The sequence below is a fragment of the Pedobacter hartonius genome (assembly GCF_900107535.1).
Classification (GTDB): Bacteria; Bacteroidota; Bacteroidia; order Sphingobacteriales; family Sphingobacteriaceae; genus Pedobacter; species Pedobacter hartonius.
This window is the reverse complement of sequence record NZ_FNRA01000004.1, coordinates 342,900-363,792: the sequence shown is the minus strand read 5'-3', so window position 1 is coordinate 363,792 and position 20,893 is coordinate 342,900. Positions and strand designations below refer to the sequence as shown.

General features: G+C 44.2%; 21 protein-coding genes. 12 read left to right on the top strand and 9 right to left on the bottom strand.

Annotation, left to right across the window (positions count from 1 at the left end):
* The first annotated feature begins 63 nt into the window (after window positions 1-63).
* From BLW16_RS10080 to pdeM, 4 genes are read left to right on the top strand one after another with little or no spacing between them, the layout of a single operon-like run.
* Entirely contained in the window at window positions 64-1,077 is a 1,014-nt protein-coding gene (locus BLW16_RS10080) for a ligase-associated DNA damage response exonuclease (protein WP_090556448.1), read from the top strand.
* A 1-nt stretch (window position 1,078) separates the two neighbouring features.
* On the top strand, window positions 1,079-2,671 hold the full coding sequence (locus BLW16_RS10075) for an ATP-dependent DNA ligase (RefSeq protein WP_090556447.1): 1,593 nt from the start codon (window positions 1,079-1,081) through the stop codon (window positions 2,669-2,671).
* Window positions 2,668-5,238, top strand: a complete 2,571-nt coding sequence (locus BLW16_RS10070) for a ligase-associated DNA damage response DEXH box helicase (protein ID WP_090556446.1) — start codon at window positions 2,668-2,670, stop codon at window positions 5,236-5,238. Before BLW16_RS10075 ends, BLW16_RS10070 begins: the two co-directional genes overlap by 4 nt.
* Window positions 5,222-5,857 carry a ligase-associated DNA damage response endonuclease PdeM gene (gene pdeM / locus BLW16_RS10065; protein ID WP_090556445.1) on the top strand — a complete coding sequence of 212 codons (636 nt, stop codon included), beginning with the start codon at window positions 5,222-5,224 and terminating at the stop codon, window positions 5,855-5,857. The genes BLW16_RS10070 and pdeM overlap by 17 nt, the downstream gene beginning before the upstream one ends.
* On the opposite strand, the gene BLW16_RS10060 is transcribed toward pdeM, so the two are convergent.
* Window positions 5,854-6,303 (bottom strand): NUDIX domain-containing protein, encoded by a 450-nt coding sequence (locus BLW16_RS10060; protein ID WP_090556444.1) that lies wholly within the window; start codon window positions 6,301-6,303, stop codon window positions 5,854-5,856. The genes pdeM and BLW16_RS10060 overlap by 4 nt on opposite strands.
* Window positions 6,300-7,220 carry a cation diffusion facilitator family transporter gene (locus tag BLW16_RS10055; protein ID WP_245735207.1) on the bottom strand — a complete coding sequence of 307 codons (921 nt, stop codon included), beginning with the start codon at window positions 7,218-7,220 and terminating at the stop codon, window positions 6,300-6,302. Before BLW16_RS10055 ends, BLW16_RS10060 begins: the two co-directional genes overlap by 4 nt.
* 168 nt (window positions 7,221-7,388) lie before the next feature.
* Here BLW16_RS10055 and BLW16_RS10050 point away from each other — a divergent pair, with 168 nt between their 5' ends.
* Window positions 7,389-8,582, top strand: a complete 1,194-nt coding sequence (locus BLW16_RS10050) for a pyridoxal phosphate-dependent aminotransferase (protein WP_175470538.1) — start codon at window positions 7,389-7,391, stop codon at window positions 8,580-8,582.
* 501 nt (window positions 8,583-9,083) lie between these two features.
* On the opposite strand, the gene BLW16_RS10040 is transcribed toward BLW16_RS10050, so the two are convergent.
* Window positions 9,084-10,328 (bottom strand): ABC transporter permease, encoded by a 1,245-nt coding sequence (locus BLW16_RS10040; protein WP_175470537.1) that lies wholly within the window; start codon window positions 10,326-10,328, stop codon window positions 9,084-9,086.
* A gap of 393 nt (window positions 10,329-10,721) precedes the next feature.
* Between BLW16_RS10040 and queA the strand changes: the two genes are divergently transcribed.
* Both queA and BLW16_RS10030 read left to right on the top strand, forming a co-directional pair.
* Complete coding sequence (queA, locus tag BLW16_RS10035; protein ID WP_090556441.1) at window positions 10,722-11,771, top strand: tRNA preQ1(34) S-adenosylmethionine ribosyltransferase-isomerase QueA; 1,050 nt, start codon at window positions 10,722-10,724, stop codon at window positions 11,769-11,771.
* Window positions 11,772-11,855: 84 nt separating this feature from the next.
* The gene (locus tag BLW16_RS10030; protein ID WP_090556440.1) at window positions 11,856-12,533 is read left to right on the top strand and encodes a 2-C-methyl-D-erythritol 4-phosphate cytidylyltransferase; all 678 of its coding nucleotides are present in this window, start codon (window positions 11,856-11,858) and stop codon (window positions 12,531-12,533) included.
* A 25-nt stretch (window positions 12,534-12,558) separates the two neighbouring features.
* Here the strand turns inward: BLW16_RS10030 and BLW16_RS23000 are convergent, their stop codons facing one another.
* The 6 genes from BLW16_RS23000 to BLW16_RS10005 all read right to left on the bottom strand — a co-directional run bounded on the left by BLW16_RS23000 (window position 12,559) and on the right by BLW16_RS10005 (window position 15,574).
* Entirely contained in the window at window positions 12,559-12,717 is a 159-nt protein-coding gene (locus tag BLW16_RS23000; RefSeq protein WP_139298305.1) for a lmo0937 family membrane protein, read from the bottom strand.
* A 133-nt stretch (window positions 12,718-12,850) separates the two neighbouring features.
* Window positions 12,851-13,072, bottom strand: a complete 222-nt coding sequence (locus BLW16_RS10025) for a DUF2795 domain-containing protein (RefSeq protein ID WP_008240955.1) — start codon at window positions 13,070-13,072, stop codon at window positions 12,851-12,853.
* Between the two features lie 83 nt (window positions 13,073-13,155).
* The gene (locus tag BLW16_RS10020; RefSeq protein WP_090556439.1) at window positions 13,156-13,704 is read right to left on the bottom strand and encodes a cob(I)yrinic acid a,c-diamide adenosyltransferase; all 549 of its coding nucleotides are present in this window, start codon (window positions 13,702-13,704) and stop codon (window positions 13,156-13,158) included.
* Window positions 13,704-14,468 (bottom strand): ABC transporter ATP-binding protein, encoded by a 765-nt coding sequence (locus BLW16_RS10015; RefSeq protein WP_090556438.1) that lies wholly within the window; start codon window positions 14,466-14,468, stop codon window positions 13,704-13,706. Before BLW16_RS10015 ends, BLW16_RS10020 begins: the two co-directional genes overlap by 1 nt.
* An 84-nt stretch (window positions 14,469-14,552) precedes the next feature.
* Entirely contained in the window at window positions 14,553-14,843 is a 291-nt protein-coding gene (gene gatC, locus BLW16_RS10010; protein ID WP_090556437.1) for an Asp-tRNA(Asn)/Glu-tRNA(Gln) amidotransferase subunit GatC, read from the bottom strand.
* Window positions 14,840-15,574, bottom strand: coding sequence for a lysophospholipid acyltransferase family protein (locus tag BLW16_RS10005; protein ID WP_090556518.1), 735 nt, complete (start codon window positions 15,572-15,574; stop codon window positions 14,840-14,842). Before BLW16_RS10005 ends, gatC begins: the two co-directional genes overlap by 4 nt.
* 273 nt (window positions 15,575-15,847) lie before the next feature.
* On the opposite strand from BLW16_RS10005, the gene trpS reads away from it, so the two are divergent.
* The 5 genes from trpS to BLW16_RS09980 all read left to right on the top strand — a co-directional run bounded on the left by trpS (window position 15,848) and on the right by BLW16_RS09980 (window position 20,891).
* Window positions 15,848-16,846 carry a tryptophan--tRNA ligase gene (trpS, locus tag BLW16_RS10000; RefSeq protein WP_090556436.1) on the top strand — a complete coding sequence of 333 codons (999 nt, stop codon included), beginning with the start codon at window positions 15,848-15,850 and terminating at the stop codon, window positions 16,844-16,846.
* 48 nt (window positions 16,847-16,894) lie between these two features.
* Window positions 16,895-17,509, top strand: a complete 615-nt coding sequence (locus BLW16_RS09995) for a deoxynucleoside kinase (RefSeq protein ID WP_090556435.1) — start codon at window positions 16,895-16,897, stop codon at window positions 17,507-17,509.
* A gap of 1 nt (window position 17,510) precedes the next feature.
* Entirely contained in the window at window positions 17,511-18,251 is a 741-nt protein-coding gene (gene kdsB / locus BLW16_RS09990) for a 3-deoxy-manno-octulosonate cytidylyltransferase (protein WP_090556434.1), read from the top strand.
* A gap of 71 nt (window positions 18,252-18,322) precedes the next feature.
* On the top strand, window positions 18,323-18,817 hold the full coding sequence (locus tag BLW16_RS09985; RefSeq protein ID WP_245735203.1) for a hypothetical protein: 495 nt from the start codon (window positions 18,323-18,325) through the stop codon (window positions 18,815-18,817).
* Between the two features lie 457 nt (window positions 18,818-19,274).
* Window positions 19,275-20,891, top strand: a complete 1,617-nt coding sequence (locus tag BLW16_RS09980; RefSeq protein WP_090556432.1) for a CTP synthase — start codon at window positions 19,275-19,277, stop codon at window positions 20,889-20,891.
* Window positions 20,892-20,893: the final 2 nt, after the last annotated feature.

Here is a 20,893-nt window from a genome sequence, read left to right as displayed (position 1 = left end):
TCTTTTTGGTCGTATGGATTTACACCGTAAAACTTTTGCCTAAACACGTTGTTGTATCCGGCAATGGCATTAATCACATTCACCAACAAAGGAATCTATTGTGAACAGGGCGGTTTTTATATCGACCCCTGGAAACCGGTAGAGCTAGCCGTTACCACTCACGGCCATGCCGACCATGTAAAATGGGGCAATAAAGGATACCTGTGTCATGAGCTGACCAAACCTGTATTACTGCAGCGTCTTGGAGCAGATCTGCCCGTTCAGACCCTGCCCTATAACAAGGAAATCAGTATCAATGGGGTTAAAGTCAGCCTTTTCCCCGCAGGACATGTCATTGGCTCATCCCAGATCAGACTGGAATATAAAGGTGAAATCTGTGTGGTATCGGGAGACTACAAGGTGGAGTATGATGGCATCAGCGCTGCTTTTGAGCCTGTTAAATGCCATTCTTTTGTATCTGAGAGTACTTTCGGCCTGCCTATTTATAAATGGCTGCCGCAGGAAACCGTTTTCGGACAGATCAGGAACTGGGTAGCAGATAACCAGGACCAGATGAAAACCAGTGTACTGATTGCCTACAGCCTGGGCAAAGCACAACGGCTGATCAAAAACCTGGCGGGCGACATCCCTATATACGTACACAACTCCATCGCCAATCTGAATGAGGGGTTTATCCGTGCGGGTGTAGACCTTCCTGAAACGATCAGGATTAGCCCTGACACGAAAAAAGATGAGCTTCAGAAAGGCATTGTGATTGTGCCCCCTGCCCTGGCAGACGGAAAGTGGATGAAAAGCCTGCACCATGCTGCAACGGGCGTTTGTTCCGGATGGATGCAGGTAAGGGCCGGCCGCAGGTGGCGGGCCGCTGATGCAGGGTTTGCACTGAGTGATCATGCCGACTGGCCTGGCCTGCTGTCAGCAATTAAAGCCACCGAAGCGGAAAAAGTGTTTGTCACCCATGGTTTTGTCTCCACATTCTCCAAATACCTGAATGAAATCGGCATTCCCTCGGCAGAGGTAGTTACCCGTTACGGAAATGAAGAGGATGAAGAAGAGGAAATTTTAAAAGAAGCTTGATTTGAAAAGGTTCACACAATTGATACAGCAGCTGGAAACGAGCAATAAGACCAACGACAAGATCGCGGCCCTGGTCAGCTATTTTAGTACGGCCGACGAGCGGGACAAACCCTTTGTGATCGCGATGTTCACCGGCAAAAAACCCAGAAGACCCGTTCCTACAGCGTTAATCAGGCAATGGGCAACGGAACTGAGTGATATTCCGGCCTGGCTCTTTGCAGAAAGTTACCACAGCGTGGGCGACTTAAGCGAAACTATTGCACTGGTGCTCCCGCCAGCGGCACATACTACCGACAGGAAACTGCATGAGTGGATCAATGACCTCGCCGCACTGAACGGTAAAGATGACGAGGCAAAAAAAATGTTTATCCTGCATGCCTGGGACAGCCTGGATACCCAGGAACGCTTTATTTTCAATAAGCTGATCTCCGGCAATTTCAGGATCGGGGTATCCAATAAAATGCTGGTCAATGCCATTTCCAAACAAAGTGATACCGATAGCAATAAGATCATGCACAGCATCATGGGTAAATGGAACCCGGGGGAAATTACCTACCAGGAGCTCATTGCCGGTGCACATGTGAATACAGATAACTCCTGGCCCTATCCTTTTTGTTTGGCCTATGCCCTCGAAGCTGAGCCGGCAAGCCTGGGTGAAGCCAATGATTGGCAGGCTGAATGGAAATGGGACGGCATCCGCGGACAGATCGTGAAAAGAAACGGAGAGCTGTTCATCTGGTCACGCGGCGAAGAACTCGTTACAGACCAGTTCCCGGAACTGCATTTCCTCAGGGATGAGCTGCCCGATGGTACTGTGATCGATGGAGAGATCCTTTCGGTAAAGGACGGACAAGTACAGGCCTTCAGTATCCTTCAGCAGCGGCTGAACAGGAAGACAATTAATAAAGCGCAACTGAAAGACGCTCCAATAGGCTTCTTTATCTATGATCTGCTGGAATATAGGGGTGCAGATATCCGTACGGAGCCGCTCTCGGAAAGAAGAAAGTTACTGGAAGGGATCATTTCGCAGATCAGCAATACTGATGTGGCCATACTTTCTCCTGTAATTGAATTTAACGACTGGGAACAGCTGGCGGAAATCAGAAAAGGATCCAGGGAAAACAACAGTGAAGGCATTATGCTCAAAAAACTGAGCTCTTCTTACCATAGCGGACGGAAACGCGGCGACTGGTGGAAATGGAAGATCAATCCCTATACCGTTGATACCGTAATGATCTATGCCCAGAAAGGAAGCGGAAGGCGTGCCAATCACTTTACAGATTATACCTTTGCAGTACGTGACGGGGAACACCTGATCACCGTAGCAAAAGCGTATTCAGGGTTGACAGATAAAGAAATCAAGGAGGTAGACGCCTTCGTGAAAAAGAATGCCATTGAGAAATTCGGGCCTGTACGTACCGTAAAGCCGGAACTGGTGTTCGAAATTGCGTTTGAAGGCATTGCCGAAAGTAAACGGCATAAAGCCGGTCTGGCACTGCGTTTCCCCCGCATCGCCCGCTGGCGAAAAGATAAAGTAGCAGCAGAGATCAATACGCTTGACGATTTAAGACAACTTTTAGCTTCAACATTATGATGCTCGAAAAGAGTACGGGTTATAAAAAGGTGATCAGATGGCTGAAGAGCAGTAAAAAGAAACCTTTTAAATTTCAAACTGATGCCTGGCAGTATTATGCTGAAGGGTATAGCGGACTGGTCAATGCCCCTACGGGCTTTGGAAAAACATTTTCCATGTTCCTTGCGGTGGTGATTGATGAATTGAACAACCAGGAAGCGATAAAAGGCACCATTGTACACAATAAGAAGAGCAACACAAAAGACATCCCTGTTAAAAAGGCGAGGAAACCTGCGGGACTGAAGCTGATCTGGATCACTCCGCTCCGCTCCTTGGCAAAAGACCTGGCAAGGGCCATGACGGAAGTCTGTACCGCCCTCGAGCTGGACTGGCATGTAGGTGTCCGCAATGGTGATACCCCGCAAAATGAAAAGCTGAAACAGAAAAAACAAATGCCGGAGGTATTGATCATTACTCCCGAAAGCATGCACCTGCTGCTGGCACAAAAAGATACCGCCAATTACTTTAGCGACCTGCAATGCATCGTTGCAGATGAATGGCATGAACTGCTGGGCAGCAAAAGAGGTGTGATGGCCGAGCTCGCCATCTCCCGCATCAGGGGGCTGCTGATGGAAAAACACCCCGAACGCCTGCTCAGGATCTGGGGCATCTCCGCCACGATCGGAAATATGGAACAGGCTCTTGACGTACTGGTACCCTATGAGGATGTGCTCAAAACCATCGTAGTGGCAGACCTGGAAAAGAAAATTGAGATCAAATCTATCCTGCCGGACCATATTGATATGCTGCCCTGGGCCGGGCACCTTGGCCATAAACTGGCACATAAGCTGTTGCCTATCATTGAGAAAAGCAAAACTACACTGATCTTCTGCAATACCCGCGGCCAGGCAGAACTCTGGTACCAAAACCTGCTGAAACTGGATGAGAACCTTGCCGGGCAGATCGCTATTCACCATGGGTCTATAGATTACGAATTGCGTAACTGGATTGAAGATGCCATCCATACCGGGGTACTGAAGGCGGTGATCAGTACATCGTCCCTGGATCTGGGGGTAGACTTTAAACCCGTCGATACCGTTATACAAATCGGATCACCAAAAGGTGTAGCCCGTTTTCTGCAGCGTGCAGGCCGCAGCGGGCATTCGCCTTATGAAACCTCCCGCATCTACTTCCTCCCTACCCATGCGCTGGAGCTGGTAGAGGCCGCAGCAATCAAGGAAGCGGCAAAAACCCACAACATTGAAAGCCGCGAACCTGTGGTAATGTCATTTGATGTGCTGATCCAATACATGGTCACTCTTGCGGTGGGTGATGGCTTTGATGACCAAAAGTTATTTGAGGAGGTAAAAAACACCTTTGCCTTTAAGGAACTCGAACTGTCGGAGTGGAACTGGATGATGCAGTTTATCACCACCGGCGGAGAGAGCCTTACCGCTTATACCGAATTCAGTAAGGTGGAAAAAGAAGACGGATTATGGAAGGTGAAGAGCCGGCAGATGGCCATGAGGCACCGCCTGCATATCGGCACTATTGTGAGTGATGCCATGATTAAGGTAAAGTATCTTACGGGCGGTTATGTGGGGATGGTGGAGGAATCGTTTCTTTCAAAGATCAAACCCGGAAACAGCTTTACACTGGCGGGCAGGGTACTGGAGTTTATCATGGTAAAGGAGATGATCGCCCTGGTGAGAAAAAGCAGGTTAAAGACAGCGATCACCCCCAGCTGGATGGGCGGCAGAATGTCGCTCACTGCCAATTTAGGTGCCATCCTGAGAAGGAAATATAACCAAACCCTCGATAAAACACACGAGGATGAAGAATTGGACATTATCCTTCCTTTATTTGAACGCCAGGCAAAGGTATCCCATGTTCCGAAAGATGACGAGTTCCTGATCGAGCTGATTAAAACCAGGGATGGCTATCACTTTTTCGCCTATCCCTTTGAGGGCAGGCAGGTGCATGAGATTATGGCGGCGCTGATCGCCTACCGTTTATCAAAATCCAAACCCATCAGTTTTTCCATCGCCATGAACGATTATGGTTTTGAACTGCTGAGTGAACAACCTATTCCGCTGGATGAAGAAAACATCAAGCTGCTGTTCAGTCCGGCTAATTTAGGGGAAGATATCGTGGCCAGTATCAATTCAACCGAAATGGCGAGGCGCAAGTTCAGGGATATCGCCTGTATCTCAGGCCTGGTATTCCAGGGCTTCCCCGGAAAATATGTGGCCAACAAACACCTGCAATCTTCATCGGCATTATTTTTTAATGTTTTTAGCGATTATGACAAACATAACTTATTATTGCGGCAGGCTTATGACGAAGCGTTTTACCAGCAGATCGAAGAACCCCGTCTGGCCGCCGCTTTACACCGGATACAGGGCAGTAAGGTAATCATCGTCAGGGCTGAAAGTTATACCCCACTGTGTTTCCCTATTAAAGTGGACAGCCTGAGGGAGAATATGAGTTCTGAAGAACTTGGGGAAAGAATAGCAAGGATGACTGCCGAAGCGGATAAAAAAGAAGAACAGGCACAACGAAGGAGAAAGAATGACCATCAATTGTAAAGGTGAAAGTTTAGTATTAGATAAGGATAAGGCAATTTACTGGGAATCAAAAAAAATGCTGATCATCAGCGACCTGCACCTGGGTAAGGGTGCACACTTCAGAAGGGCAGGCATACAGGTTCCCGCTACGGTCATGGAAACTGACCTGGACAAGTTAAGCCGGCTGATTTCAAAGTTTGCCCCGCAGATCCTGCTGGTTACAGGAGACATGTTCCATCATCAGATGAATACCGAAGTGGAAACCTTCAGGTTATGGCGAACACAGTTCCCCGATTTGAGGATCATCCTCGTTAAAGGAAACCATGATCTGTTACGGGAGGAAGACTATGCGGGCCTGTCTATAGAAGTGCACAGCAAAGAGCTATTGTATTTTCCTTTCAGGTTTGTACATGATCAGCCCCGTGATTTTGATGAATATTACAATATTACCGGTCATATCCATCCCGGCATTACGATCTATGGAAAAGCCCGCCAGCAGATCAAACTGCCTTGTTTTTATTTTGGGAGCACCTGCGCCATTCTGCCTGCCTTCAGCGTGTTTACAGGACTAAGCAAAATCCGCGCTGAGGAGGGTGATCAGTTTTATGCGATCACCCCCGAAAAGGTTGTGCGCGTTTAGTCCGCCCCTTCCGCAATAAGCGATAATAAAAGCGATACGGCTGTTTTATCGGTCCTGAAGGTTACATCGTCTTCGCTAAGTTCATCTAAACCTATCCAGCGAAAAGATTGCACGGTATCAGGGTCAAAATCAAACACCCTGGTCTTGTATTTCAGCTTCAGCGGCCCCGCTTCCCTGACCAGGTAGTAAATACTGATGATCTGGCTGTCGTTGAAAGAAGACTTTTCAAAGAAGTCAGTCGTATAAAAATGACTGATCACGTCTATCTCCGCCTCACACTCTTCCATAAACTCTCTCTTCAGCGCATCGATCAGGCCTTCACCATATTCTACTCCCCCACCGGGAAATTTACTGAAACTTCTGCCTCCCGATTGTTCATCACTCACCAGCAATTGGTTAGCGCTGTTGATCAGCAGTCCATAAACTCTTACATTGAAATAACTCATTGAAAATGTTTTTTATTTTTGGTGGCATTTTCCACCGTCCAATTGATCTCGCCCTGGAAAGCATGCTGCCTTACAGGACAATTTTGTATTTTGCAATAATGGCAGCACTCCGGTAAACAGGGATCTGCATGTATAAATAACTCGGTGTCGTGTTCCCCACTCCCATTGATCAGTTTATCAATAGCTGAAATCTCGCTGTGCACCTGGTTCAGGTCGTAATAATAAGGCAGTGTAATGTGACAATCGATATGCAGATCCGAGCCATATTGCTGTGCCCTGAGGTTATGTACATCTATCCAGGGATCATGCCGCTTATCCTGCAGGATATCAACGATCATTTTGACCAGTTCTATATTACTTTCATCCATTAATCCTCCAACGGATGTCCTGGTGAGCTTATAACCGCTGTATACGATATAAATACCGAGTAAAATTGAAATCACGCTGTCCAGCCAGTATACTTCGGTCATCTTGATCAGGAGAATACCCGCTACCAGGCCGGCACTGGTAACCGCATCGGTAAGCAGGTGTTTACCGTCGGCCTCCAGTGTGAGTGAACGGTGTTTTTTACCCGTACGGATGAGATAGTACCCCACCAGCAGGTTCACCAGTCCGGTGCTGCCAATGATGATTGCACCCTCGAGCAGCTGGAAGATCTGCTTTGGAAAGACCAGGTCGTAGCTGGATTTAAAGATAATGATCAGCCCTGCAATGCAGATGAGGGCCCCTTCCACAAAGGCCGAGAAGAATTCTACCTTTCCATGGCCGTAAGGATGGTTTTCATCCTTTGGCAGGGTAGCCAGGTAAATGCTGTAAAAGGCAAAGCCGCTGGCCAGTACGTTCACAATACTTTCTGCCGCGTCCGTTAAGATTGCATTGGAATGTGTGAGAAAATAAGCACCGAATTTAGCCAGCATCAGGACTACGCTAATGCAGAGGGAAACAAGTATCGCTTTCTTTTTGGGCAGCAAAGGGATTGATTTAGCCCCCAAAAATACGGTTTCAAGGTGATATTACGTTAAAAAGTATTTTTTTTAGTTACATGTTGTTCCAGGTTTTTATATTTGCTACCTTATAAGAGAATCATGACATTTTTATCTAAAAGGATCAATAATCTATCAGAATCACAGACCATTAAGATGGCAAAGCTGGGGAGAGAACTCACCGCTAAAGGAATTGACGTAATTAATTTAAGTTTTGGAGAGCCGGACTTTTTTACTCCTGAACACTTAAAGGAGGCAGCAAAGAAGGCTGTTGACGAAAATTATTCTTATTATACCCCTGTTTCCGGCTACCCTGAACTGCGTAAGGCTATTGTTGAGAAGTTAAAAAATGAGAACGACCTCACTTATACCTTTGACCAGATCGTGGTTTCAACTGGTGCCAAACAATCACTGGCAAATGTAGTCCTGTGTCTTGTAAACCCGGGAGAAGAAGTGATCGTACCTACTCCATACTGGGTATCCTATTCAGAAATGATCAAACTGGCAGAAGGTGAAACTGTATTCATCAATGCAACGGTGGAACACGATTTTAAGATCACCGCAGCACAACTGGAAGCAGCTATTACGCCGAAAACCAAGCTGTTCATGTTTTCTTCGCCATGTAACCCGACAGGTTCGGTGTACTCACATGAAGAACTGGCCAGCCTTGCAGCGGTTTTTGAGAAATATCCAAATATCTATATCATCTCTGATGAGATCTATGAGCACATCAACTTTGTAGACAAACATGCTTCCATCGCTGCTTTTGACGCTATTAAAGACAGGGTGATCATTATCAATGGTTTCTCCAAAGCCTATGCAATGACAGGCTGGAGAGTAGGCTATATGGCTTCAAATAAAGAAATTGCCAACGCCTGCGATAAATTACAGGGACAGATCACTTCAGGTACTTCTTCTATCTCACAGCGTGCAGCTTTAGCAGCCTATCAAAACGGGCTGGAAACTGTTACTGCAATGAAGGATGAATTCAAAAAACGCAGGGATATCGTTTATGCATTACTGAAAGAGGTTCCGGGTATCCAGGTTAATCTTCCTTACGGCGCATTCTATTTCTTCCCTACAGTAAAAGATTACTTCGGAAAAAGTGTAAATGGCAACGTGATCAGCAATGCTGAAGACCTTTGCCTTTACTTACTGAACGAAGCACATGTTTCTACTGTAACAGGTGGAGCTTTTGGTAACGAAGAATGTATCCGTATATCTTATGCTGCTGCTGAAGATCAGCTGATCGAAGCGGTATCAAGAATTAAAGAGGCGCTGTCTAAACTGAGTTAAGTGCCTGTTTAGCGAATTGCTTACTTGCATGATGAGGATTCCTGGCTTCGCTGAAAAAAGTTAACTTTTTTTTGAGGTTATCCTGTAGCAGGGTGGCCATGTATGACGCCCAGGAATCTCCTCAAACCCGTGCAGACACGCGGAGGGGAGGAATCCATTGCATGGCGCCTTAATGCAATCGGTATAATTCGTTCATGCCCTTAAATAGTACGTGCTCATCAGCCATACTTGGTTCGCGCTTGATGTTATTATAGTATGGTTGGTTTCCCTGGTATGCGTTGTACAGGTAATACTATGGGTGGGTTGGATGACTTAAGATTATCTGGTTTAAAAAAAACAGGGTATGGTTTCGATGCCTTCAGCTGCGCTTCAGCAGCTGTCAGCATTGAAACCATACCCTGTTTTTTTAACCTCCCGAAGATCCTGAGAACTGAGGAACGAGATCTGATGGCTGAGATCCGATTGCCAAGATCTGATCGCTAAGTTATAATTAAGAACCAGTTAAGACCTGATCGCTTCTACCGGATCCAGCCGCGATGCCGAATAAGCCGGCCAGAAACCCGAGATCATCCCAATCACCAGTGAAATACCAACCCCCATTGAAATATTCTTCAGATATAAAACCACTGTGGTATCAAAAGCATATTTTGCAACAAGCGTAAGCCCGTAAACCAGTGTCAGGCCAAGCAACCCTCCCAAAAGACATAATGCGATCGCCTCGAACATAAACTGCAGCAGGATAAAGTAGTTTTTAGCGCCGAGAGATTTTTGAATACCTATGATATTCGTCCGTTCCTTTACGGATACGAACATGATATTGGCAATACCAAATCCTCCGACAAGGATAGAGAACCCACCGATCACCCAGCCTGCGATATTCACCATTTTAAACATGGTATCCAGCTGGTTGGTGATCATTGTGGTCTTATTCAACGCAAAATCATCCTCCGTACCGGGTTTAATTTTGTGAACAGACCGCATGGCACCCTGCAACTCGCTTTCCACTTCTTCCAGGGCAATGCTTTCCTGCCCTCTCACCGTGATCTGAGGCCCGTAATTGCTGTTCTCCACATCAAATACGCCTCTGGCAAAGTTGAGCGGAATCAGCATGTTCTTGTCCTGCGACATACCCATCATATCCTCCCCCTCTTTTTTATACACGCCTACAACAGTGAGCCTGCGTCCCATTACCTTTATTTTTTTACCAATTGCAGGTTCCCCGGCGAAGAGCCCGTTGGCAATCTCTGCTCCCAGTATCACTACAGGAGTACCCGTCTTGCTTTCATTATCTGTAAAATATCGTCCTTCCTGGAAATTTAACGTCCAGGTTTTATTGTAATCAGGTGTTGCTGCAATCAATGTGGCTCCTTCTACAGAACTGCTTCTGTATTTCACTGTTCTTTCGGCCGCTGTTACCTCAAAGGATATTCCGTCTACATAGGTCATTCGCTCCTTTAGTCCCTGGTAATCGCGGAATGAAGGTTCCGGCCTGTTCACGTATTTCCACCAGGGATAGTCGCCACCAAATCCCCATGGCCATTTCTGTACGAACAGTGTTTTTGAACCCAGCTTATCTACGCTTTCCTGTAGATTGTTCCGGAGCGTATCCACTCCCGAAAAAACGGCGATGATGGTAAATATACCAATCGTGATCCCTAACAGGGAGAGCATGGTACGAAGCTTATTCTGGCGGAGGGCATCGGCAGCAAACCTGAAACTTTCTCCTATAAGTCTGATTATGATCATAATTGATGCTTAGACCAAAAATAGCCAAAAACGTTACAGCATCAGTAAGTTTAGGGAAAAATAATTTGCCGGGCGTTCAGGTAATATCGTTCGTGTATTGTTTTGTATTGACCATTTACTTAACCCACCTTGCCTGGGGGTTGGAAGGCAAAAATTCCTTAGAACCCCATCCCACGGATAATCCAACCATGACCCAACGAACCAGAAATACAAAACAATACACGAACAATATATAAAACACAATTGTATCCTGTACTGTTACTGATCAGGGCAGTTCAATACCGAAAAATAAATCAATATAAGACACACATTTATTACAAATAAAATTCCAGTATACACAATGTTTATATTATATTTTTGTAAATTTGCGCCCTCAATTATTTTATAAAAAACATGAAGTTATCTCAATTTAAGTTTAATTTACCTGAATCATTAGTTGCCAATAATCCTTCAGAACAAAGGGACGAAGCCCGTTTAATGGTTCTACATAAAGACACTGGTAAAATTGAACATAAAATATTTAAAGATATTTTGGAATATTTTGATGATCAGGATGTCATGATATTGAATAACACCAAAGTTTTCCCTGCCCGTTTATATGGCAATAAGGAAAAAACAGGTGCTACCATTGAAGTATTTTTACTGCGTGAACTGAATAAAGAACTGCGTTTATGGGATGTACTCGTAGACCCGGCGCGTAAGATCCGTGTAGGCAACAAACTTTACTTCGGAGATGATGACCTTTTAGTAGCTGAAGTTGTAGACAATACTACATCAAGAGGACGTACAATCCGTTTCCTGTTTGATGGTACCGATGAAGAATTTAGAAAGAACATTGAAATTTTAGGAGAGACTCCTCTTCCAAAGTATATCAAGCGTAAGGCTACCGCAATGGATAAAGAGCGTTACCAGACCATTTTCGCAAAACATGAAGGTGCTGTTGCTGCTCCAACTGCAGGTATGCACTTCAGCCGCGAATTGATGAAACGCCTGGAACTGAAAGGAATTAACTTTGCAGAAGTAACCCTGCATGTTGGTTTAGGTACTTTCAGGTCTGTTGAAGTAGAAGATCTGACCAAACATAAAATGGATTCAGAGCAGTTCATCATTGAAGAAAAAGAAGCTGCCATCGTTAATAAAGCCCTGGAAAATAAGAAACGTATTTGTGCAGTAGGTACTACTTCCATGCGTGCAATCGAATCAGCGGTTTCTTCAGGAAAAATGCTTAAGCCGGCTAACGACTGGACCAGCAAATTCATTTTCCCTCCATATGATTTCAGCATTGCAAACTCGATGATTACCAATTTTCACACACCGGAATCTACTTTGCTGATGATGGTAAGTGCATTTGGTGGTTATGACTATGTAAAACATGCTTACGAAGTTGCATTGAAAGAAAAATACCGCTTCTACAGTTATGGTGATGCGATGCTGATCATCTAATTGAATGAACAAAACCCATTAAATGAATAGGAGGATCTTTTGGTCTCTCCTATTTTTTTTCACCAGAAATTCTCAGTACTGAATATGAAGTATTACGCGATTATTGTTGCGGGAGGTAAAGGAAACAGGATGAACCAGGCCGTTGCCAAACAGTTTTTAGCGCTGGATGGAAAGCCTGTACTTATGCACACGATCGAAGCATTCCACAAATGTGTACTCAACCCTGAAATTATCCTGGTGCTCAATACAGATCAGCACCGGTTTTGGGATGAGCTTTGCAGCCTTCACCATTTCAACATCCCCCACCGGGTGATCCAGGGAGGACAGGAGAGATTTGATTCCGTGAAAAACGGATTAGAGGTCATCAGTGAGAATGGCGTTGTGGCGGTACATGACGCTGTGCGTCCGCTGGTGAGCACGGCACTTATTCAGGCAGCATATGAGATGGCTCTGGAAAAAGGTAATGCCATCGCTGCTATACAGCCTGTAGATTCGGTAAGAATGAAAAAAGATGATCAGCATTCTGTGGCACTGAACAGGAATGAGCTGTTTCTGATCCAGACTCCCCAGACCTTCCTTACAGCACAGTTGAAAGCGGCTTACCTGCAGCCCTACAGAAATGAATTTACGGATGATGCTTCAGTAGCCGAAAGGGCCGGTTTCAGCATTCATTTGTTAACCGGCGAAAGAAGCAATATAAAAATAACTTATGCACAGGATCTGGAGCTGGCTTCTTTCCTGTTAAAAAATAAGGGCCTCTGATTTCCCAGAAGCCCTGCATTTATGATTAAGCAGCTCTATTGATTACTTTCAGAAGGATTGCGATTACTGCGATAACCAGCAGTACGTGGATTAAACCTCCCACTTCGCCAAAGCCGTGAAAGAAGAAACCAATCACCCAAAGTATTACCAATACCACCGCGACTAAATAAAGTAAATTTCCCATAGTTGTAGATTTTTAAGATTAAGTTGTTAATTAAATGACTTGGAAAGTTACAGACACTCTCCTGACATTTGACAAACAATCATCGTTCCAAAAAAAAGAAGGCCCCGTTACCGGGGCCTTTAACTATGAGTCTTTAATATTCATCTTCGTTGAAGAAGAAATCATCTTTGGTCGGATAATCCGGCCAAATCTCTTCAATCGTTTCATAGGGTTCTCCATCGTCTTCCAACGCCTGAAGGTTTTCAATCACCTCTACAGGCGCTCCAGATCTGATACCATAATCAATCAATTCGTCTTTTGTTGCAGGCCATGGAGCGTCCTCCAAATGCGATGCTAATTCTAATGTCCAATACATATTCTATACTATTTTATTGTTCTTATTTAATTTGCAAAAGTATATTAAAAAAGTTGATGAAAACAAACTTTTTTTTCCACCTTTTATACCCTTGGTAACCAGATGTTTTCATCTGCATTCACATCAAAACCCAGTTTTCTGGCTAAAACAAACAAATAATCACTTAAGCGGTTCAGATAAATTGTCACATGGTTATCCACATCGCTTTCTGCAGCCAGCTGTACTGTTAGTCTTTCTGCCCTGCGGCAAATACATCTCGCAATATGACAATAGGAAACAACCGTGTTTCCTCCCGGCAGAATAAAGTGTTTAAGTTCCGGCAATGTATCATTCATGCGGTCCATTTCTTCTTCCAGCAGGGTGATATCTGCCGCATGCAGATCTGGTATTTTCATATGCGATTTCTCCGGATCTGCCGCCAGTGAAGAACCGATCGTAAATAAACGGTCCTGAATTTCTTTCAGTACCTGTTGCGCATGTGTATTGATATCCTGACACTGGATCAGTCCAATGTAGGAATTAAGTTCATCCACCGTGCCATAACATTCTATACGCAGATGAAATTTTGGAACCCTTGTCCCACCAATAAGTGAGGTCTGGCCTTGATCTCCTGTCTTTGTGTATATCTTCATTAATGTTTACCAATTTGCTCAAAATCGTCTCCGCTTTCCTCTAATTTGGTCAGTCGGGGAGAAACCGTTTTGATATCCGTATTCAGATAGTCGTTTTCGATCAGGCCATCCCGCATTCTCACGATGCGGTGTGCATGTTGTGCAATATCTTCCTCATGGGTAACTAAGATGATTGTATTCCCCTTACTGTGGATTTCTTCCAACAGGCCCATGATCTCTATCGATGTCTTGGTATCCAGATTACCCGTTGGCTCATCGGCAAGGATGATCGAGGGGTTGTTGATCAATGCCCTGGCAACGGCCACACGCTGGCGCTGTCCCCCGGAAAGCTCATTTGGTTTGTGGGTAATCCTGTTCCCCAGTCCTACGTTCTCCAGAGCCAGTTTTGCACGTTCATCACGGTCCTTTTTGCTTGCCCCTGCATAGATCAGCGGTAAGGCTACATTGTCCAGCGAGGTAGACCTGGGCAACAGGTTAAAGGTCTGGAAAACAAATCCTATCTCTTTATTCCGTACTTCTGCTAAGGCATCATCAGACATCTGGCTCACATTGATGCCGTTCAGGATATAATCGCCTTTGTTGGGGGTATCCAGACAGCCCAGTATATTCATCAGAGTTGATTTACCCGAACCCGAGGGGCCCATCAGGGCAACAAATTCACCTTTAAAGATCTCCAGAGAAACTGATTTGAGTGCATGGATCACCTCTGTTCCGATCACGTATTTACGGCCTATTTCCTTTATATTAATTAACGGGTTTTCCATTTCGCCTATATATTTAACACCTGATAAAGCTAATACAAGCTTTCGGTTTAGACACCACCCTGCCTGCTATTGTTACAAAAGAAATTATTTATCCAGTATTTTCGGCACCAGGAAGAATTCCTCATTGTGCAGCGCAGCATTTTTCAGTCCCTCATTTACAGTAAGTTCCTGTACCACTGCATCTTCCCTCCACACGTTCACCTCTGGATTCATATATACAAGGGGTTCAACCGCAGTCGTATCCAGTTCATTCAGTTTTTCCATGAAAGTGAGGATCTTATTCATATCCGCCTGCAGCTCTTCCACCTCATGTGCCCCGATCTCAATTCTTGCCAGGTCTGCAACTTTATAAATCGTCTCTTTATCTATGTTCATTTTTTAAGGACTTTGCTGTTAATTAAATCAAAAATAGTGTCTTTTAGGCTGTCGGCACTATCAGCGCTCATATTTTCTGTAAAAATAGGCTTATGGACATAAATATCACAAATTCCCGGCCTGCTTCCATATCTGGCACCATCATCCCACAACTTCTTCCAGGCGTCAGTCACGCTGACCGGCACGATCGGCGTAGCCGTTTCTATGGCCAGCCTGAAAGGCCCGTTTTTAAATGCTGTCATCACCGGCGGGTACTGGCTCATGCTAATCCCTCCCTCAGGAAAGATGATCAGGCTCCTGCCCTGCCGTAAATGCGCTCCTGCGCGTTTAAATGCCCTGAAAGAAGATATCTTACTGTCCCTGTTTACTGCAATGTCAATCGTATTGAAGAATATTTTCAATACCGGGTTCTTCAGAAGCTCATCTTTCCCCATAAAACTGAACCTGCCTTTCGCCAGCAGGCAAAAGATCATAATATCAAGGTTTGAACTGTGGTTACCGCAATAAATGTAATGCCGGCGGCGATCAAGCTGCTCTTCATAGGTAAACCTGAAAAATATTCCGGTGAAGATACTGCAAATCAAACTGTTCAGTGCCCTCAGCCGGTTTAAGACCCCATACCAGGCAGTTCTTCTGGCAGCAATGGCATACAAGGGATAAAAAAGCACAAAAAAAAGCAGGACGATAAAGAGGAAGTAGAAATAGTGCAGTCGCTTTAAGAGACGTATCATTGACATCAAATTTAGAAAAAAATCAATCATACAGCCGATAATTATCTGATAGCGGACCATCATTTTCACCTGATCACCAAACATTTTAAACAGAAAAGACAATTAGTACAAGTCCGTGTAACGGTTTTTTCTTAATTTCGGCCTCCTGATTCCTGATAAGGCTTCACAAAAAAAACAATATTTACCAATGAAACCTGCATAAGATTACATCTTAAAAAAGATATAAAAATCTTATGCAAGCTTCATCACCGATATAAAAACAATGATCTACCAATGAAAGAAATAGTAGTAAGCGGTATTCGTCCAACAGGCAAATTACATTTAGGCAATTACTTTGGTGCTGTAAGTAATTTTGTGAAAATGCAGCATGAATATAATTGTTATTTTTTTATTGCCGATTTTCATTCGCTAACCACGCATCCAACACCGGCAGACCTGCATGGAAACGTAAAAAACGTCCTGGTGGAATATCTTGCCAGCGGCATAGATCCCGAAGCCAGCACCATTTATATACAGTCTGACGTACCTGAAGTCACAGAACTTTACCTTTACCTCAATATGAATGCCTATATGGGAGAGCTGGAAAGAAGCACTTCCTTTAAAGACAAGATCCGTTCACAGCCAGACAATGTAAATGCGGGACTGCTCACTTACCCTTCTTTGATGGCGGCAGATATCCTCCTTCATAAGGCCACGAAAGTACCCGTAGGAAAAGATCAGGAACAGCACCTTGAAATGACACGTACCTTCGGGAACCGTTTCAACAGGTTATACCATCATGATTATTTCCCGGAGGCATTTGCCTTCAACTATGCCGCCAACCTTGTTAAAGTTCCGGGATTGGACGGAAAAGGAAAAATGGGTAAATCTGAAGGTGATGCCAACTGTATTTATCTGGCAGACACAGCGGATGTGATCCATAAAAAAGTATTGAAAGCAGTTTCAGACGGAGGGCCAACTGAAGAGAACCAGCCCAAGCCTGAGCCGATACAGAATCTGTTTGACCTGATGAAGATCGTTTCCTCAGCGGATACACTCGTTCATTTCAATGACTTATACAATAAATGTGCGATCCGGTACGGCGACTTTAAAAAGCAGCTTGCCGAAGACATGATCATTTTCAACTCACCCATCCGGGAACGTATTGAGGAGATCTCCAAAGACGATGATTATTTGCGTAAGGTAGCGAACCATGGTGCCGAAAAAGCACGTGAAAGTGCCAGAAAAACAATAAAAGAAGTTCGGGAGCTGATAGGTTTCAAACCTTTTTAAAAGATCAATAATTAAAAATCACTACCTTAAGCTCATCACAAAAATCATATGCATATAGCAATAGTTGGAAATATAGGTGCCGGTAAAACAACTTTAACAAGTTTGCTGGCAAAAAATTATGGTTGGGAAGCCTTATATGAAGCTGTAGACAACAATCCGTACCTGGAAGACTTTTACAGCGATATGAAACGCTGGAGTTTTAACCTGCAGATCTACTTCCTGAACAGCCGTTTCCAGCAAATTGTTGATATTGAAAAAAACCAGAGGAATGTGATCCAGGACAGGACCATTTATGAAGATGCCCATATCTTTGCAGAAAACCTGCATGAAATGGGCTTAATGACCACCAGGGACCACAAAAACTACCAGGATATTTTTGATAACATTACTTCATTCATCAAACCGCCGGACCTGCTGGTATACCTTCGCGCTTCAGTTCCTACTCTGGTAGATAACATCCAGCGCAGGGGACGTGAGTATGAAGCAGGCATCCGTCTGGATTACCTGTCCAAGCTCAATGAAAAATACGAAGCCTGGATCAAGGGTTACCAGTTGGGCAAACTGCTGATCCTGGACAAGGATAAACTGGATTTCACCAATAACCCGGAAGACCTGGGCATTGTGATCCAATCCATAGAAGCAGAAATAAACGGACTTTTTTAAGATGGCAAAGCTTGGAATCATCCCTGCCCGGTATGCATCTACCCGCTTTCCGGGTAAACCCCTGATAGATATTGCGGGTAAAAGTATGATCCAGCGCGTTTACGAACAGGCCTGCAGTTCTTCCAGCCTGGATAAGGTTGTGATCGCTACCGATGACCAGCGGATCATCAGCGAGGTGAAACGCTTTGGCGGGGAATATGCACTGACCAGATCTGATCATCAGAGTGGTACAGACCGCTGTGCTGAAGTGGCAGAGCAATTTCAGGGTTTCGAAGTGATCATCAATATCCAGGGCGACGAACCCTACATCGACCCGGTTCAGATAGACCTCCTGAGCTCCTGCTTTGCAGACCCTGCAGTAAAACTGGCCACACTTGTCAAAAAAATAATTGACAAGGACGAGCTGTTTAATCAAAATATACCAAAAGTAGTGCTCAACCACCGCCAGCAGGCAATTTACTTTAGCAGGCATACTATCCCCTTTCTGAGGAATACCGAACAGGAAAACTGGCTGCAGGCACACCAGTTTTACAAGCACATCGGGATTTACGGGTATACTGCTGAAACACTGCTGCAGATCACCAGGCTAAAGCCCTCTGCTCTGGAACTCGCCGAAAGCCTGGAACAGCTGCGCTGGATAGAAAACGGATATGAGATCCAGACCCGGATTACGCAGATGGAGTCGGTTGCGGTAGATACGCCTGAAGATCTTGAAAAAATCATGAAGATGAAGGGCAATTAATTATCTATCTTAGGCATTAATTTTCCTTGTTCATGAGATATACCTGTTCAGCCTTACTTATTTGTTTATTTTTGACAGCCTGTCACCAGGAAAAGACCAGCAAGATCCCGCCTGCCTCCAGAACGAAGATAATGCTGCGCGCTTTCAGTGACACCACAAAGCTGGATACCTTTAAAATTGTGCTCAACGGCGAACGGCCGAAGGATATGGAGCTGGTCTTTACCATTACCCCTCCCTCAGGCAAACCGATCTATACGAAAACATTAAAAGCCACTGCCCTGTTAGACAATTACAGGGACAATGTGGATTTAGGAAAAGAGAAAAAACAGATGCAGTTTATGCAGGATGAGCTGGCTCTTTTCCTCGATGAAGAGAACTTCCTTGAACCTGCAGTTACCGAAAATGAACAGCCCGATAAAAATACCACTGACAAAAGTTTTTTTGCGGAATTAAAACGTTCCGGAGTGAATGGTTTCAAATACCGACTGGGTAAGGAGAGCAATGTATATATTGCGTGGTCTGCCGCAGATAGAAAAGTGAAAACATATTACGAATGCTGCAAGTAAACGATACACTTAGTGTACATAAAACACTAAGAAGACGTAATAAGCTTCAAATATACAATTATAAGAAGTATCTGAATAATGTAAAATTTGATTTGAAAACAATAAAACATATGTTATCACCTTAATTTTTATTGCTGAATATCAACGGATTACAAAAATAATATGTTTTTTTTCGCAATACATATACAATATTATAAAAATAACATTAGATTTACCTTAGTGTTACGGTATACACCTTTAACATTTGAACAATCAAGCATATTCTAACCAAATATAAAATTAAAAAAGGCCAGGTATTTTACCAGGTCTTTTTTGTTTACAGCGAGTTCTGATCTTCTTAAATTTATTCAAATTCGATTATTTAAATGAATTCTGACAATATTTCTGTAGCTTTGTATCCCGTACAAAAACAATAAGAGAGCCATAAAAACTACTCTTATTTCACAAACTCACAAACATGACTAAGTATATTTTTGTTACGGGCGGTGTTACTTCCTCACTAGGGAAGGGCATCATCTCCGCTTCATTAGCCAAACTTTTACAAGCAAGAGGTTACCGGGTAACCATCCAGAAATTCGATCCCTATATTAATATTGATCCCGGGACGTTAAATCCATATGAGCATGGCGAATGTTACGTAACAGAAGACGGCGCAGAGACCGATCTCGATCTGGGCCACTATGAACGCTTTCTGAATGTGCCTACCTCACAGGCAAACAACATTACTACCGGAAGGATCTATCAGAACGTGATCAACAAAGAACGCCAGGGCGAATACCTTGGCAAAACTGTACAGGTTGTTCCGCACATTACTGATGAAATTAAACGCAACATGCGCATCCTGGGAGATACAGGAGAATTTGATATCGTGATCACCGAACTTGGAGGAACCGTGGGTGACATTGAATCACTTCCTTTTGTTGAAGCAGTAAGACAATTCAAGTGGGAGGCCGGAGCCAACAATGCAATTGTGATCCACCTTACCCTCGTTCCCTATCTTGCCGCTGCCGGTGAGCTGAAAACAAAACCTACACAACACTCTGTTAAAATGTTACTGGAATACGGTATTCAGCCTGATATTCTGGTATGCCGCACAGAACACCACATCAATATGGATATCCGTAAAAAGATAGCCCTGTTCTGTAACGTAAACGTGAACGCGGTAATTGAGTCTATGGATGCCTCTTCCATCTATTCAGTGCCCCTGCTGATGATGAAAGAGCAGCTGGATAAAACCGTACTGAGCAAACTTAAGCTTCCACAGAAGAATGAGCCGGATATGGAAAGCTGGAAAGACTTCCTGGGCCGACTTAAAAACCCTACTGCCGACGTAACGATCGGACTGATCGGTAAATATGTGGAATTACCAGATGCCTATAAATCCATTATTGAATCTTTCATTCATGCAGGTGCTAAAAATGAGTGTAAAGTTAAAATTGAATACATCCATTCTGAAGAGATCTACCCTGACAATGCTGCCGAGAAACTAAGCCACCTGGATGGTGTACTTGTGGCGCCGGGATTCGGAAGCCGCGGTATAGAAGGAAAAATCGACTCTATCCGGTACGTTCGTGAAAACGAAGTTCCTTTTTTCGGGATCTGCCTGGGTATGCAATGTGCTGTGATCGAATACGGCCGTAATGTACTGGGATTAAAAACAGCAAATACTACAGAAATTGATGTGGAAACCGTTGACCCGGTAATCAATATGATGGAAGACCAGAAAACGGTGACCAGCAAAGGCGGTACCATGCGTCTGGGTTCTTACCCATGCGACCTTAAAAAGGGAACAAAAGCCTTCAACGCTTATGGAAAAGCACATATCAACGAACGTCACAGACATCGTTATGAATTTAACAATGCCTATTTAAAACAATATGAAGAAGCGGGAATGATTGCTTCAGGTATTAATCCGGACAGTAAGCTGGTAGAAATTATCGAGCTTAAAAACCACCCGTTTTTCGTCGGTGGACAATTTCATCCCGAATTAAAGTCAACAGTTGCTAATCCTCACCCACTTTTTGTTAAATTTGTCGCCGCTGCGATGGAGTATGCGAAGAAAAAAACAAACTAATA

Bases quoted from the DNA above. Each gene is read 5' to 3' on its own strand.
- BLW16_RS10080 (WP_090556448.1), top strand. From the start codon at position 64: ATGGCATTAATCACATTCACCAACAAAGGAATCTATTGTGAACAGGGC.
- BLW16_RS10070 (WP_090556446.1), top strand. From the start codon at position 2,668: ATGATGCTCGAAAAGAGTACGGGTTATAAAAAGGTGATCAGATGGCTG.
- pdeM (WP_090556445.1), top strand. From the start codon at position 5,222: ATGACCATCAATTGTAAAGGTGAAAGTTTAGTATTAGATAAGGATAAG.
- BLW16_RS10060 (WP_090556444.1), bottom strand. From the start codon at position 6,303: ATGAGTTATTTCAATGTAAGAGTTTATGGACTGCTGATCAACAGCGCT.
- BLW16_RS10055 (WP_245735207.1), bottom strand. From the start codon at position 7,220: ATGCTGGCTAAATTCGGTGCTTATTTTCTCACACATTCCAATGCAATC.
- BLW16_RS10050 (WP_175470538.1), top strand. From the start codon at position 7,389: ATGACATTTTTATCTAAAAGGATCAATAATCTATCAGAATCACAGACC.
- BLW16_RS10040 (WP_175470537.1), bottom strand. From the start codon at position 10,328: ATGATCATAATCAGACTTATAGGAGAAAGTTTCAGGTTTGCTGCCGAT.
- queA (WP_090556441.1), top strand. From the start codon at position 10,722: ATGAAGTTATCTCAATTTAAGTTTAATTTACCTGAATCATTAGTTGCC.
- BLW16_RS10030 (WP_090556440.1), top strand. From the start codon at position 11,856: ATGAAGTATTACGCGATTATTGTTGCGGGAGGTAAAGGAAACAGGATG.
- BLW16_RS23000 (WP_139298305.1), bottom strand. From the start codon at position 12,717: ATGGGAAATTTACTTTATTTAGTCGCGGTGGTATTGGTAATACTTTGG.
- BLW16_RS10025 (WP_008240955.1), bottom strand. From the start codon at position 13,072: ATGTATTGGACATTAGAATTAGCATCGCATTTGGAGGACGCTCCATGG.
- BLW16_RS10020 (WP_090556439.1), bottom strand. From the start codon at position 13,704: ATGAAGATATACACAAAGACAGGAGATCAAGGCCAGACCTCACTTATT.
- BLW16_RS10015 (WP_090556438.1), bottom strand. From the start codon at position 14,468: ATGGAAAACCCGTTAATTAATATAAAGGAAATAGGCCGTAAATACGTG.
- gatC (WP_090556437.1), bottom strand. From the start codon at position 14,843: ATGAACATAGATAAAGAGACGATTTATAAAGTTGCAGACCTGGCAAGA.
- BLW16_RS10005 (WP_090556518.1), bottom strand. From the start codon at position 15,574: ATGATACGTCTCTTAAAGCGACTGCACTATTTCTACTTCCTCTTTATC.
- trpS (WP_090556436.1), top strand. From the start codon at position 15,848: ATGAAAGAAATAGTAGTAAGCGGTATTCGTCCAACAGGCAAATTACAT.
- BLW16_RS09995 (WP_090556435.1), top strand. From the start codon at position 16,895: ATGCATATAGCAATAGTTGGAAATATAGGTGCCGGTAAAACAACTTTA.
- kdsB (WP_090556434.1), top strand. From the start codon at position 17,511: ATGGCAAAGCTTGGAATCATCCCTGCCCGGTATGCATCTACCCGCTTT.
- BLW16_RS09980 (WP_090556432.1), top strand. From the start codon at position 19,275: ATGACTAAGTATATTTTTGTTACGGGCGGTGTTACTTCCTCACTAGGG.